At 56.3% G+C, this 13,406-nt stretch carries 11 protein-coding genes and 1 tRNA gene; 4 read left to right on the top strand and 8 right to left on the bottom strand.

Annotated features, from left to right (window positions below):
* Positions 1-33 precede the first annotated feature (33 nt).
* A tRNA-Pro gene (locus MHM85_RS00680) sits at positions 34-110 on the top strand.
* A 378-nt stretch (positions 111-488) separates the two neighbouring features.
* Here MHM85_RS00680 and MHM85_RS00675 read toward each other — a convergent pair.
* The 3 genes from MHM85_RS00675 to ppnN form a co-directional block, all read right to left on the bottom strand.
* Positions 489-689, bottom strand: coding sequence for a hypothetical protein (locus MHM85_RS00675; RefSeq protein WP_139527470.1), 201 nt, complete (start codon positions 687-689; stop codon positions 489-491).
* A 123-nt stretch (positions 690-812) separates the two neighbouring features.
* On the bottom strand, positions 813-1,541 hold the full coding sequence (locus tag MHM85_RS00670; RefSeq protein WP_139527472.1) for a sulfite exporter TauE/SafE family protein: 729 nt from the start codon (positions 1,539-1,541) through the stop codon (positions 813-815).
* A gap of 48 nt (positions 1,542-1,589) precedes the next feature.
* The gene (gene ppnN / locus MHM85_RS00665) at positions 1,590-2,972 is read right to left on the bottom strand and encodes a nucleotide 5'-monophosphate nucleosidase PpnN (RefSeq protein ID WP_275443246.1); all 1,383 of its coding nucleotides are present in this window, start codon (positions 2,970-2,972) and stop codon (positions 1,590-1,592) included.
* A 209-nt stretch (positions 2,973-3,181) separates the two neighbouring features.
* Here ppnN and MHM85_RS00660 point away from each other — a divergent pair, with 209 nt between their 5' ends.
* Entirely contained in the window at positions 3,182-4,084 is a 903-nt protein-coding gene (locus tag MHM85_RS00660; RefSeq protein WP_219861036.1) for a LysR family transcriptional regulator, read from the top strand.
* A gap of 38 nt (positions 4,085-4,122) precedes the next feature.
* On the opposite strand, the gene gcvP is transcribed toward MHM85_RS00660, so the two are convergent.
* Together gcvP and gcvH are read right to left on the bottom strand one after the other, a co-directional pair.
* Entirely contained in the window at positions 4,123-7,017 is a 2,895-nt protein-coding gene (gene gcvP / locus MHM85_RS00655) for an aminomethyl-transferring glycine dehydrogenase (RefSeq protein WP_239283287.1), read from the bottom strand.
* 85 nt (positions 7,018-7,102) lie between these two features.
* Positions 7,103-7,492: a glycine cleavage system protein GcvH gene (gene gcvH / locus MHM85_RS00650; protein ID WP_139527479.1), complete on the bottom strand. Its 390-nt coding sequence runs from the start codon at positions 7,490-7,492 to the stop codon at positions 7,103-7,105.
* A 407-nt stretch (positions 7,493-7,899) separates the two neighbouring features.
* On the opposite strand from gcvH, the gene MHM85_RS00645 reads away from it, so the two are divergent.
* Together MHM85_RS00645 and gcvT are read left to right on the top strand one after the other, a co-directional pair.
* Positions 7,900-9,303 (top strand): sodium:alanine symporter family protein, encoded by a 1,404-nt coding sequence (locus tag MHM85_RS00645; protein WP_139527480.1) that lies wholly within the window; start codon positions 7,900-7,902, stop codon positions 9,301-9,303.
* A gap of 88 nt (positions 9,304-9,391) precedes the next feature.
* Positions 9,392-10,504, top strand: a complete 1,113-nt coding sequence (gcvT, locus tag MHM85_RS00640) for a glycine cleavage system aminomethyltransferase GcvT (protein WP_239283286.1) — start codon at positions 9,392-9,394, stop codon at positions 10,502-10,504.
* An 81-nt stretch (positions 10,505-10,585) separates the two neighbouring features.
* Here gcvT and MHM85_RS00635 read toward each other — a convergent pair whose 3' ends face one another.
* The 3 genes from MHM85_RS00635 to MHM85_RS00625 all read right to left on the bottom strand — a co-directional run bounded on the left by MHM85_RS00635 (position 10,586) and on the right by MHM85_RS00625 (position 13,392).
* On the bottom strand, positions 10,586-11,467 hold the full coding sequence (locus tag MHM85_RS00635; protein WP_219863852.1) for a LysM peptidoglycan-binding domain-containing protein: 882 nt from the start codon (positions 11,465-11,467) through the stop codon (positions 10,586-10,588).
* 32 nt (positions 11,468-11,499) lie between these two features.
* Positions 11,500-12,381, bottom strand: coding sequence for an acyltransferase (locus tag MHM85_RS00630; protein WP_239283285.1), 882 nt, complete (start codon positions 12,379-12,381; stop codon positions 11,500-11,502).
* A 111-nt stretch (positions 12,382-12,492) separates the two neighbouring features.
* Positions 12,493-13,392: a LysR family transcriptional regulator gene (locus MHM85_RS00625; protein WP_239283284.1), complete on the bottom strand. Its 900-nt coding sequence runs from the start codon at positions 13,390-13,392 to the stop codon at positions 12,493-12,495.
* Positions 13,393-13,406 lie beyond the last annotated feature (14 nt).

The following is a 13,406-nucleotide window of genomic DNA, read 5'->3' as shown; positions in this document are numbered from 1 at the left end:
CGCACCGTCTTGAGGCAAATGCCAAACAGACATCGGAGTGTGGCGCAGCTTGGTAGCGCGTTGCAATGGGGTTGCAAAGGTCGCAGGTTCGAATCCTGTCACTCCGACCAATACTGAAAAGCCGCTTCGTTTATCGAAGCGGCTTTTTTGTGTTTCACTCAACATAAAAACGGGCCCCGTTTCAGGGCCCGCCGGGTAATAAAAGGATTAGCGGTGACTGTCGCTAGGGGAGTTGGGCTGCCGAGGCGTGCTTCTTCCTGACATCGGAGTGGAAGCGCCCGATGGACGCTTTCGCTGCCCGCGTAAGTCATTCCAGGCTGCTTTGGCTTTCTGGCGATTGGCTGGCTTGCGAAGCCAGTTGACGAGGGCCATCACTATCCATTTCCTCATAGAAACCTCCGGGTTTCCTGTGCGCCAATTATCGGTCTCCGGTTCTCATCTCTGCGTCACAATTGTGTATGTGTGAAACGTCATCAGCAGCGAGATGATTATCCCTGCGCTTTGTGATCGGCGAGCGCTGCCGCCACGGCCTCTTCCCATTGACCGGCGGTAATACCCCAGTGCTCCATTTCTGCTTGATCGGGAGCGCCTTCTGCGGCGCTGTTGAGCTCCTCGGGGGAGTTACGCTCGAAACAGTGCTTGGCGAAGGCTTTAGTTTTACCGTCTTGCAGTTGGTCGATCATTTCCATATCGAATTTCTCTCCTTGAGACGCGGTGATATGACTCCATGGCCGACGGCGATGTGTGGTCGTCGAACTCAGGCTTAGTGTAGCGGCAATTGGGCTACTCTGCAGAAAGAAGGAGGCTGTCGATCATGCCCAATACGTATCGATGATGATTTTCAATGCAATACTGGCTAGCAGGCACATGATCAGGTTATCGAACCAGCGATGTGGCAAGCGCTTACCTAACCGAGCACCCAAAGGCATGCCGGTGAGAATCACTATCAGCGCACCCAGGCTGTAGAGGGTGCGTTCAGCCGTCAGAATGCCTGCGCTTAGAAGGGCAGGAATTTGCACCAGGGTGATGGCGACGAAGAATACCGAAATGGACCCGATGAAGACGCGTCGCTCCAGTCGCATGGCGTTTAGGAAAGTGACCGATGCCGGTGCGGACATTCCTGCGGCGCCTTGAAGCACTCCCGCCAACAGGCCAACGGGAAGAGCGATGCGTTCGGCCACGGATAAAGGTAGCGTGGCCGAACGTTTGGAAAGTTTGATGGCAAGATACATGGCAATGGCGCCCGCGACTCCCAGCGAGAGATAGTCTGGGGAGATGACGACGAGCCCCCAGGTGCCGAGAACGATGCCTACGCCGCCAGCGATGGCGAACGTCAACAAAAAGCGCCAGGGCAAAAGGGAGTGGCGGTATTGCCATACCTGAAGGGCATTGCTAAATAAATTAGGCGCAACCAACACCGCAATGGCCAATTTGACATCGTAGAGCATGGTCAGCACTGGGACGACGACAACGGGGACGCCAGAGCCGATCGCACCTTTGATGATGCCAGCAATGACAAGAGTAAGCAGAGCTATGATCACGGTCAGAACCTGTCGGCAGGCACCGATGTGCCTGCCTGGGCGATAGTGCTATTTCAGCACGTAGCAGGGCGTGTAGGGCTGCCCATCCAGTTTCATACGGCCTTGAGCAACAAACGAGCTGAGCAGGGCGTCCAGTCGCTCCATGAGCGCCGGTTCGGCGGTCAGAACGAATGGGCCATGGGCTTCGATGGCTCGGATGCCAGGTTCTTTGACATTACCTGCCACGATGCCAGAGAAAGCACGGCGGAGGTTGGCGGCTAGCTCATGCGTGGGCTGCTGGCGGTGGAGTGCTAGCGCACGCATGGCGTCGTGAGTGGGCTCGAAGGGGGCTTGAAACTCACGCGCGATGGTCAAGCGCCAGTTGTAATAGAACGCATCCTGGTGTCGGCGGCGGAAATCGGCAATTTGATCGATGCCCTCACGCATTTTGCGCGCGACCGCCACCGGGTCGCCGGTAATGATGGTGTAATAGCGGCGGATCTCCTCTCCCAGCGTGTAGACCAAGAACTCGTCGATTTTCTGGAAATAGGCCGCCGAGCTGGTTGGGCCGGTGAAGACGAGCGGAAAGGGAATCTCTTTGTTGCTGGGGTGCAGCAAAATGCCCAGCAGGTAAAGGATCTCTTCGGCGGTGCCCACGCCGCCGGGAAAGACGATGATGCCATGGCCTAGCCGAACGAACGCCTCCAGGCGCTTCTCGATGTCGGGCATGACCACCAGTTCGTTGACGATGGGGTTGGGGGCTTCGGCGGCGATGATACCCGGCTCCGAAATACCCAGGTAGCGGCCATCTTTACGGCGCTGTTTGGCATGCGCCACGTTGGCACCTTTCATGGGGCCTTTCATTGCGCCGGGGCCACAGCCGGTGCAAATGTCCAAATCGCGCAACCCAAGGTGGTAACCCACATCCTTGGTGTACTCATACTCTTCGCGAGAAATCGAATGGCCACCCCAGCACACGACTAGACTCGGGTCGCGGCCCGGTTTAAGCGTGCCCGCCTTGCGCAGGATGTGGAACACCGCGTTGGTCGTGCCTTCGCCGGTGGTTAGGTCAAAACGGTTATGTTGCTGAATCTCGTTATAGACGTAGACGATGTCGCGAATGATCGACGAGAGATGTTCACGAATACCGCGAATCATGCGCCCATCCACGAAGGCTTCAGCGGGGGCATTGGTCAGCTTTAGCCGAATGCCCCGGTCTTGCTGTAGGACCTCGATATCGAAGTCTTTGTAGGCTTCGAGGATCGCCAAGCTGTCATCGGTGGGGCTGCCGCAATTGAGAACAGCTAGCGCACATCGGCGCAATAAATCGTGCAAACCACTTTTGGACGTGCTCTTCAGCCGGTTGACCTCATGCTGAGAGAGGACTTCAAGGCTGCCTTCGGGAGAAATAATGCTGGAAATCGTGGCACGAGGCGCTGGGGGCTGCGTCATTAGTTGAACTATCCCTAAGTGTGTTCATAACGAGCCTGCATACTAGCACGCTGCTTAATACGGTTCAGCAGTGGGGCCTGCGACCGATCCCGCGGGGTTTATGCTACTCTAGGCCATCGGCGCGCACGGTAGGCCGAACCGCGACGGTGACGTTAGTACGCCAAAGAGCGGCTAACGATGATGGATAATGAGGATGTTGTTCGAACCCTATGTTTAATGCCCAATATTTTCGGACGTTTATAACGTTGGTGGAAACTGGCAGTTTCACACGAACGGCGCGTCGCCTAGAAATGACGCAGCCAGGGGTTAGCCAGCATATTCGCAAGTTGGAAAGCTATCTGGGCAAAACGCTGCTCGAGCGTCGTGGTAGGAGCTTCACACTGACCGAATCGGGACGTCGTGCCTACGACTATGCGTTAAAGCTGTTTGCCGAGCATGAGCAATTTCGCCATGGTCTCGATGATGATTCGCTGGATAGCGGCGAGTGCCGCATCGCCTCGCCCGGCAGTGTGGGACTGATGTTTTATCCCTATATCCTAGGGCAGCAACAGATGCATCCCAATCTCACGGTCAATTACAGCTTTGCGTTCAACCATGAGATCGTCAACGACCTGTTAGAAGGGCGGTACGACATCGGTATCGTGACCGAGCAGGTCAATCATCCAGAGCTTACCTGTACGGTATGGCACAAAGAGCCGCTATGCTTGGTGGTGCCCGCTGACTTTGCAGGCAGTACGCTATCGGAGCTAATGGGCATTGGCTTCATCAATTACTACGACGGTATCAATCACGCCAACGCCCTGTTGCGCGCGAATTACCCCGATGATTTTCGCTCCATGACACACTTTCGCCATCAGGGCTTCACTAATGAGGTCAGCATGGTGTTGGACGCCGTAGCACGTGGGTTGGGCTTTACGGTGGTGTCGCGCCTAGTGCTCGAAACATCGCCTTGGCAGCGGCAGGTCAAGGCGTTAGCGCTGCCGCAAGCGATTAATGAAGTTCTCTATCTATTGCGCCGCCAAGACTCCGTGCTGCCTAAGCGCTATGAAAAACTGCTGAACGGTTTTCACGACCAGCGTCTTCAAGAAACGACGCCCCTGGTACCCGAATAACGGGCCAGGGGCGCTATTGGCTGCTAAACGTTCAAGCGTTATTGGCGATATTCGTCGATACTAGGGCACGAGCAGATCAATTGGCGATCGCCAAAGACGTTGTCGACCCGGTTCACCGAAGGCCAATATTTAGACGCCATCACCGCTTCGGTAGGGAAGGCGCCAAGCTGACGGTCGTAGGGCCGTTCCCAGGTGCTATCCATCAGGTCGGCTTGCGTATGCGGCGCATTCACCAGCGGGTTGTTATCCAGCGGCCACTCACCGCTTTCAACCCGCGCAATCTCTTCACGAATCGCAATCATGGCATCGCAGAAGCGGTCAATTTCGTAAAGTGACTCTGACTCCGTCGGCTCGATCATCAGCGTGCCCGGCACCGGGAACGACATGGTCGGCGCGTGGAAGCCATAATCCATCAAGCGCTTGGCGATATCCTCTTCACTAATGCCAGAGGCGCTCTTTAGCGGACGGATATCGATGATGCATTCGTGAGCGACCGTGCCGTTCTGACCGCGATAGAGAATCGGGTAGGAGGCTTCTAAACGCTTGGCAATGTAATTAGCGTTGAGAATGGCCAACTCGGTAGCCTCGCGCAGACCACGGGCTCCCATCATCTTAATGTACGCCCATGAAATCGGGAGAATGGACGCACTGCCGAAAGCCGCCGCCGAGACCGCGCCGCTGTCTGGATTGACACCGTTAATGGGCGTCACCACATGGTTGGAGACGAACGGAGCAAGGTGCGCTTTCACACCGATGGGGCCCATGCCGGGGCCACCGCCGCCGTGGGGGATGCAAAACGTTTTGTGCAGGTTGAGGTGAGAAACGTCACCACCGAAGTCACCAGGGCGGGTTAGGCCTACTTGGGCATTCATGTTTGCTCCATCGACATACACTTGTCCGCCATTCCGGTGTACCACGTCACATACCTTGCGAACGTGAGATTCGAATACGCCGTGCGTCGATGGATAGGTGATCATGACCGCTGAAAGACGCTCGCTGTGCTGTTCGGCTTTGCGGGTCAAATCCTCTAAATCGATGTTGCCGTTTGCATCACATTCGACGACGACCACTTCCATGCTTAGCATGGCGGCAGAGGCAGGGTTCGTGCCGTGTGCCGAGCTAGGAATCAAGCAGACGTCACGGTGCGCTTCACCTTGTGCTGCTTGGTAACGGCGAATGGCCAGCAGGCCCGCGTACTCGCCCTGGGCACCCGAGTTGGGCTGCATCGAGATGTGGTCATAGCCGGTGACTTCGACCAGAAACGCCGCCAATTCATCGATCATTTGATGATACCCCGCCACTTGGTCGCGGGGGGCAAACGGGTGCAGTTTGGCAAACGCAGGCCAAGAGACAGGAATCATCTCGCTCGTCGCATTGAGCTTCATGGTGCATGACCCCAGCGGAATCATGGCGTGGGCTAGCGACAAATCTTTGTTTTCGAGACGCTTTAGGTAACGCAGCATTTCGGTTTCGCTGCGATAGCGCTTGAACGTTGGGTGCGTCAGGAAATCGCTGTTTCGCTGGTACGCCATTGGAATCCAACTTAGCTGCTCGGCAACGACCTGCTCATCTAGTGCGGAAACCGCCAAACCATGCTCATCGCCCAGCAGAACGTCGAAAAGGGCAGCGACATCGTGAGCAGTGGTCGTTTCGTCCAGGCTGATGCCTACGTCACCATTGGCGAAATAGTGCAAGTTGATGTCGTGGGTCATGGCGCGGCCATGAAGTTTACCCGCGTCCACCTGCGTGAGGCGCAGCGTATCGAACCACGTGTCGTTGGCTAGCTGAACGCCTGCGCGCTTCAAGCCGGTTGCCAGCACCGTGGTGAGGCGGTGTACGCGGCCAGCAATTTTTCGCAGACCTTCAGCCCCGTGATAGGTAGCGTAGAAACCAGCGATATTGGCCAGTAGCGCTTGCGCGGTGCAAATGTTCGAGGTCGCTTTCTCACGACGAATGTGCTGCTCGCGAGTCTGCATGGCCATACGTAGCGCCGTTTTGCCTCGGCTGTCTTTGGAGACACCGATGATTCGCCCTGGAATCGACCGCTTGAGTTTGTCGGAGGTTGCGAAGAAAGCGGCATGTGGCCCACCAAAGCCCATAGGCACACCAAATCGCTGCGAGTTACCGACGACGATGTCTGCGCCCATTGCGCCCGGCTCTTTGAGGAGTACCAGGCTGAGCAAATCGGTCGCTACACATGTCATGATACCGCGCGCTTGCGCCGCCTCGAGCATTGGGGCGAGATCGATAACGCGGCCGCTAGCAGAGGGGTACTGCACCAGTGCGCCAAATACATCGTGCTCGGCAAGGCGCTCGGCAGGAGCGATGATCAGTTCGAAGCCGAAGAACTCTGCGCGGGTCTTCACGACGTCTAGCGTTTGCGGAAAGAGGTCGTCGGCGACGAAAAAGGCGTTCGACTTGCTCTTTTTGTTGCCACGCTTGCAAAGCGCCATGGCCTCTGCGGCGGCCGTGGCTTCATCCAGCAAGGAGGCATTGGCCAGTTCCATGCCGGTTAGGTCCATGATGACCTGCTGGAAATTGAGCAGACCTTCCAGGCGGCCCTGAGAAATTTCCGGCTGGTAAGGCGTGTAGGCGGTATACCAGCCTGGGTTTTCCAGCACGTTTCGCTGAATCACTGCTGGCATATGGGTGTTGTAGTAACCCTGGCCAATATAGCTCTTGGTGACGCGGTTTTGACGGGCAAGCTGGCTCAAGTACTCCAACGCTTCCGCTTCACTGCGAGGGTCGTCAAGGGCAAGTTCACGACCAAGCCGAATATCGCTTGGCACGGTTTGCTCGATCAGGTCTTCCATGCGCTGCATGTTGAGCGCTTTTAACATGGTGGCGACATCGTCGGGGCTTGGCCCGTTATGGCGTTTGATAAAAGCATCGTGGTCGGCCAATTCGGCCAAACGGCGTGATTCGAAAGGCATGGGGAGATTCCGGACGTGATGAGAAAACCGTGCAGAGGCGATCGATCAGCGCCTGTCAGATGGGCAGGCGCTGAGGCGACGTTGATCAGTCGTCGTTGCTTAGCGTCGCTTGATACGCATCGGCGTCTAATAAGCCTTCAAGGGCTTGGTCGGTGACACGAACTTTCATGATCCAGCCACCTTCGTAAGGGGCATCATTGACCGTTTCAGGGGCGTCTTCGAGGGCTTCGTTGACTTCCACCACTTCGCCATCGACGGGGGAGTAAAGGTCGGAAGCCGCTTTGACGGACTCGATGACACCAAACTCCTTGCCTTTATTCAGGGCTTGACCGACCTCGGGTAGCTCGACAAACACCACATCGCCTAATGCTTCTTGTGCGTGGTCAGTGATCCCAACGGTCACGGTGCCGTCTTGGTTGTCCAGCACCCATTCGTGGCTGGCAGCGTAACGAAGATTGGCAGGAAGATTGCTCATGATGTTTCCCTTTGCATTCAGTGGACGGAACAACGGCATACTAGCGCTTGTCGTTCGCCTTGGCGACTGTAGCCAGCTCGATGGAGCGTATGAGTCTCTCTATGGTACCGTGTTTCTTATCGGAAACAAGTTTCTTCATTGGTACTAAAACCTCACTTGTGGAGCGCCTTTTCCTAGCCTCCGGTCGTTTGTCGATTTCATAAAGAGAAGCTTTCTCTGCTAGCAAGCGACACGGGCGTGGATGCCCACTAAGAAAATGGTGTAAAACATACTCATCATGCGTTTTTCCAGCGAGAATTAAGCGCTATGGTAGAGACGCTTGGTGTTTTCATCTGCCTGATGGGTGGTGGGTGAGCAACCTAACCTTCATAACAAACGCATCAATCGAATTGGGTAAGGAGAGTCGTGTGGAAACATTGACCAGCCTATTAGGCGCTATTAACGGGGTTGTGTGGGGCCCGTTGATGCTGATCCTGTTGCTAGGGGTCGGTATCTATCTGCAAATTGGCTTGAAACTGATGCCGATACGCAAACTCGGCATGGGTTTCAAGCTAATGTGGCAAGGACGAGATGCCAAACCGTCTGCAAAGGCATCGTCAACGCCCAGCGATGAGGGGGAAATTTCTCCCTTTAACGCGCTGATGACCGCGCTATCGGCAACGATTGGTACCGGTAATATCGCCGGTGTGGCAACCGCCATTGCGCTCGGTGGCCCTGGCGCCGTTTTTTGGATGTGGATCACCGCGTTAGTGGGTATGGCGACCAAGTTTGCCGAGGCAGTGCTGGCGGTGCGCTACCGGGAGACCGATAGCACCGGTTATCATGTGGGCGGGCCGATGTTCTATATCAAAAATGGCCTAGGCCGTAAGTGGCTCTGGTTGGGCGGCCTGTTCTCTTTCTTTGGCGCAGTGGCGGCGTTTGGAATCGGTAACACCGTTCAGTCCAACTCGGTAGCGGACGCCATGGATGCCACTTTTGGTGTTCCTCACTGGTTAACCGGCGTCATCATCATGGTCCTGGCAGGCGCGGTGATTCTCGGCGGCATCAAACGTATTGCCAAGGTTGCTGGTAAACTGGTGCCGGTGATGGGCATTGCTTACGTCATTGCGGGCTTGCTGGTACTGGTCGTCAATGCAGGCCAAATTGGCGATGCCTTTGGGCTGATCTTCTACTACGCCTTCAACCCCATGGCAGCGGCCGGTGGGTTTGCTGGTGCCGCGGTGATGGCTGCCATCCGCTTTGGTGTGGCGCGCGGTATCTTCTCCAACGAAGCCGGTTTGGGGAGCGCACCTATCGCCCACGCAGCGGCACAAACGAAAAATCCGGTACGTCAGGGTTTGATTGCCATGCTGGGGACGTTCATCGATACCATCATCGTATGTACCATCACTGCGCTGGTCATTTTGACCTCGACGGTGTGGATGGAAGGAGAGGCGGGAGCGTCACTGACCGCGCTCTCTTTCGATGCAGCGCTGCCTGGTTTTGGTAACCAAATCGTGGCCATTGCGCTGGCGATCTTTGCCTTCACCACGATTTTGGGATGGTCTTTTTATGGGGAGAAGTGCTGCCAGTTTCTGTTTGGCACTCGCTCCATCATGCTCTACCGCGTATTGTTCGTGCTGGCCATTCCGTTGGGTGCCATTGCTCAGCTGGGCTTTATCTGGCTGATGGCCGACACCTTCAACGCCATGATGGCTATTCCCAACCTGATTGCGTTGGCGCTGCTCTCTCCCGTTGTCTTCAAGCTGACTCGGGATTATTTTGCAGGTAAGGACGTGCTGCCGGGCGAAGCCCTGGATCATGACAAGTAAGGCCTGCGCTTAAGGGCCATGCACGTTGTAGTAGAGCCGGGAAGCCTAGTTAGGCTTCCCGTTTCTCTTTTTTGATAGAGGATATGCCATGACTGATCTGAACCGAACGCCACTTCACACGCTGCACACACAACTGGGTGCCAAGATGGTACCTTTCGCTGGGTACGAGATGCCGGTGCAGTACCCGTTAGGGGTAAAAAAAGAGCACGAGCATACCCGTCAGCACTGCGGTTTGTTTGATGTGTCGCATATGGGACAGATTCTAGTGTCGGGTGAGCAAGTCGCTGAAGCGCTGGAAAGCTTGATTCCCGCTGATTTGGTGGGATTGCAAAAAGGGCAGCAGCGTTATGGTCTTTTCACCAGTACCGACGGTGGCATTCTCGATGATCTGATGGCCGTCAATGCAGGGGATCACTTCTATCTGGTGGTGAATGCGGCATGCAAAGAGCAAGATATTGCCCATTTGCGTGCCAATTTGGGGAATAGCCACCAAATTGACGTGCTCGACCGCGGGTTGCTGGCACTACAAGGACCCCAAGCTCGGGAAGTTATGCAGCGACTTTGCCCCCAGGTTTGCGAATTGACGTTCATGCAGCATGGGCGTTATACGCTGGCGGGGCATGACGTTTGGGTCAGCCGCAGCGGCTACACCGGTGAGGATGGTTTCGAGATCTCTGTCGCTGCCGACGAGAGCCAAGCGTTAGCAGAGACGCTACTGGCTGAGCCGGAAGTCGAAGCAATTGGCTTAGGGGCTCGGGATTCTCTGCGCCTTGAAGCAGGCTTATGTCTCTATGGCCACGATATGGATCAGAACACCACGCCCGTCGAAGCCGGTTTGATTTGGGCCATTGGTAAGTCCCGTCGGCGCGGTGGCGAGCGCGCAGCGGGTTTTCCGGGTGCCGATGTGATTCTGCATCAAGTGGATGCCAAAGATCATCCCCGAAAGCGCGTGGGCTTGGTCGGAGAAGGACGAGCGCCGGTCCGTGAAGGCAGCCTGCTAGTTGACGAAGCGGGTAACGAGATCGGTGTGGTGACCTCGGGGGGCTTCGGACCTAGCGTCGGTAAACCCGTCGCCATGGGGTATGTGACTCGAGAATGGGAGGCTCCCGGTACCGCCGTCTATGCACTGGTGCGCGGCAAGCAGCTCCCGATGAACGTCACTTCCATGCCTTTCGTAACGCCCGGCTACTATCGAGGATAGTCGTTCAGATAGTGGAAGAGCCCCTCATCGTGGAGGGGCTTTTTGTCAGCGCAGTACTTGTTGTCAGCGCAGTACTTGTTGTCAGCGCAGTACTTGGCGCGGATCGATGGGTTTGCCTCCTTGGCGTAAATCGAACAACAAATCATAGCGCTGTGTTGCGTTGCTTTGTCCCACTTCGCAGAGCTCGTCGCCCGCGCTGACTTGATCGCCTACGCGGACCAATATTCGTTCGCAAAGGGCATAGACGGTTTGCAAATTGTCTGCATGGTGAACGATGACGACATCGCCAAGCTGCCGCATGCTGTCTGCAAAACGAACCTCCCCGGGGGCGACGGCCTTAGCTCGGGCACCTTCCTGCGTGGCGAGTAACATGGGTTGCAGGGTGCCGCGGCTATCCGCCCCAAAGCGGCGCACTACGCGGTAATCCTCCAGTGGCCATGGCCAACGACGCGCTGACGCGGGCAGGCTCGCGCTGGGTGCGGGTGTCGGCGCCGATGAAGCACTCGACGAGCTGGTGCTTCGTGAGCCGTTACGCTGGCTTGACGGCGTGGTTCTGGCCGCACTGCTGAGAGGAACGCTGATAATTTGTCCGACGCGCAGCCCGGTCGGCGACGTGCCCTGATTCGCGCTCTGTATACGTCCGGACGTGGTACCAAAATGCCGTGCGATGCCTGAAAAGGTATCCCCAGGGCGAATTTGATAGCGGTAAGGGCCGCCAGAAGGCGCTCGTTCCTGCTGAGTGGGGATGAGTAGACGCTGTCCCACCGCTAAACGGCGTGGGTCGACGCCCGGATTGAAGCGCTCGAGTCGCTCCAGCGGTACGTTGGCTCGCGCCGCGAGCTGACCAAGCGTATCGCCTCGTCTAACGACTACCCAGTCACCACTGATACTGCTCGTCGAGCTGGCGGCAGGCACGCGCTGTCCCGAAGAAGAGGGCGACGAGCCAGCACAGCCAACGAGCATGCTCGCCAATACGCAAATCGTCAGCCAGTGGCTTAAACGTGGTCGCTGAGGCGGTCCAGCAAGGTATCTTTTTCCTGCCAGAGTGAATTGATCCATGCGTGGAAGCGTTCCTTGTGCTGCGGTTCGTCATGGTAATGAGCAGTCGACATCCACTCCGGAATGTCGATCTGCCGAGCTTTAAGCGTAATGGGGGCTTCTTTGCCACATAAAAAGCCTAAGAACGTGGGCGATGGGTTGGTATAGCTGATAGTGACATCCAGAATGCCATCTAACTGGTCGCCTAAAAGGCTCAATACTTGGGCAATACCGCCTGCTTTAGGGCGCAACAGGTGCTGAAAAGGGCTTTGTTGAGCGTCTCGCTTGGCGACGGTGAAGCGGGTCCCCTCGACAAAATTAAAGATCGCAATGGGCGCATGTCGTGCCCGGCGGCACATCCGCTCGGTGGATTCTCTATCCACGGTAGCCAGTCTAGGATTTAGCGCAATTTGTTCACGGCTGAAGCGGCGCATGAAAGGAAACTCGAGCGCCCAAAAAGCGAGGCCGACGATGGGAATCCAAATGAGCTGATGCTTGAGGAAAAAGCGCGGCATGGGAATACGACGATGCAGCGCCATGAAAAGAATGAAAATATCGGTCCAACTACGGTGGTTGGAAATGACGAGCCACCACTGTTCTGGACTCAATGTATCGGGCACGTCAATCGATACATCGGGCTTGAGCCAGCGTCGCATCCACCATAAGTTGACGCCAATCCAATTTAGCGCCACGGCACAAAGCCCTTTCAGCAGCCACTCCTTTTGTCGCCGCCCAGGAGCGATGACTTTCAGCAGTGTCAACAAAATGAGGGGAACGCCCCAAAACAGCGTGCACAACGTCAGCAACAAGATGCTAACGCCCCCTTTTATGATTGGCATACCACAATCCTCACAGCGACCTGACAGCGTGTCCTGTCTTACTCGACACGCGCTCTAGGATAAATGCTAATGGATCAACGTCACGCTGCCCAGCATAACCGCATCAAGATGTTAGGACGACGCCAACAGCGAGGGTGTTTTGATGCATTCCAACAGAACGCTGCGCAGCGCATGGGCGGCTACCGAGAGTTCTTCTTGCGTGAGGATGCCCACTCGACAAGCGATACTGGGTGCTTCAAGGGGCACGCAGTGAGCCCCTAGTTCATGCATTTGCCGAATGCACATCGATGGGACAGCGCTAACCCCCAGCCCCTCCGCCACCATACGGCCCACCGTGGCTAGCTGATGGCTCTCGAAGGCGACGGGAAGCGCCATTTGGCGCTTCCCGAGTTCCTGTTCCAATAAACGCCGTACCATCGAAGGGCGCTGAAGTGTCATGAAGTCCTGCGCCAGGAGCTGCTGCCAAGAGAGCGAGGTGGAGCCCGCCAGCGGGGAGGAGGAGGAGACGACGGCAACGAATCGATCCTCAAAAAGCGGCGTAAAATTCAAGCTACCAGTGCCTTCCGGAGCGAAGGCAATGCCAATTTCTACCTGCCGAGAGCGAACCATCTCCATCACCTCTTCATTGATGACGTCATGAACGGTGACGTTGATCTTAGGGTACTGCTGGCGAAACTTGATCAGCGCGCTTGGCAACAAGTTACCGGCAAAAGAGGGCATGGCGGCCACGCTGAGTCGTCCCAGCTGGAGGGTGAAGCGCTGACGCAGCCGCTCTTCGGTATTGTCCCATTGGGCTAGCAAATGCTTGGCGAGAGGGAGTAGGGACGCTCCCTCGGGGGTAAGTCTCACGCTTCGCGTACTGCGGATGAGTAGTTTTCCACCGAGAGAATCCTCTAACCCTTTGATAGCAAGGCTCAAGGCGGGCTGTGAAAGGTGCAGACGCTCGCATGCTTGAGTGAAGCTGAGGGTTTGCGCTACAGCCAAGAAGGCGCGAAGCTGCTTAACGGTCATGGCGTCTCTTTATA

Source organism: Halomonas sp. McD50-4, from assembly GCF_022348135.1.
Taxonomy (GTDB): domain Bacteria; phylum Pseudomonadota; class Gammaproteobacteria; order Pseudomonadales; family Halomonadaceae; genus Vreelandella; species Vreelandella piezotolerans.
The sequence above is the reverse complement of the archived record's forward strand: the minus strand, read 5'-3'. Positions and strand labels throughout refer to the sequence as shown.

Coding starts and splice junctions, on each gene's coding strand:
- MHM85_RS00675 (WP_139527470.1), bottom strand. CDS start 689: ATGGAAATGATCGACCAACTGCAAGACGGTAAAACTAAAGCCTTCGCC.
- gcvP (WP_239283287.1), bottom strand. CDS start 7,017: ATGCCTTTCGAATCACGCCGTTTGGCCGAATTGGCCGACCACGATGCT.
- MHM85_RS00625 (WP_239283284.1), bottom strand. CDS start 13,392: ATGACCGTTAAGCAGCTTCGCGCCTTCTTGGCTGTAGCGCAAACCCTC.
- MHM85_RS00630 (WP_239283285.1), bottom strand. CDS start 12,381: ATGCCAATCATAAAAGGGGGCGTTAGCATCTTGTTGCTGACGTTGTGC.
- ppnN (WP_275443246.1), bottom strand. CDS start 2,972: ATGACGCAGCCCCCAGCGCCTCGTGCCACGATTTCCAGCATTATTTCT.
- MHM85_RS00635 (WP_219863852.1), bottom strand. CDS start 11,467: ATGCTCGTTGGCTGTGCTGGCTCGTCGCCCTCTTCTTCGGGACAGCGC.
- MHM85_RS00660 (WP_219861036.1), top strand. CDS start 3,182: ATGTTTAATGCCCAATATTTTCGGACGTTTATAACGTTGGTGGAAACT.
- gcvH (WP_139527479.1), bottom strand. CDS start 7,492: ATGAGCAATCTTCCTGCCAATCTTCGTTACGCTGCCAGCCACGAATGG.
- gcvT (WP_239283286.1), top strand. CDS start 9,392: ATGACTGATCTGAACCGAACGCCACTTCACACGCTGCACACACAACTG.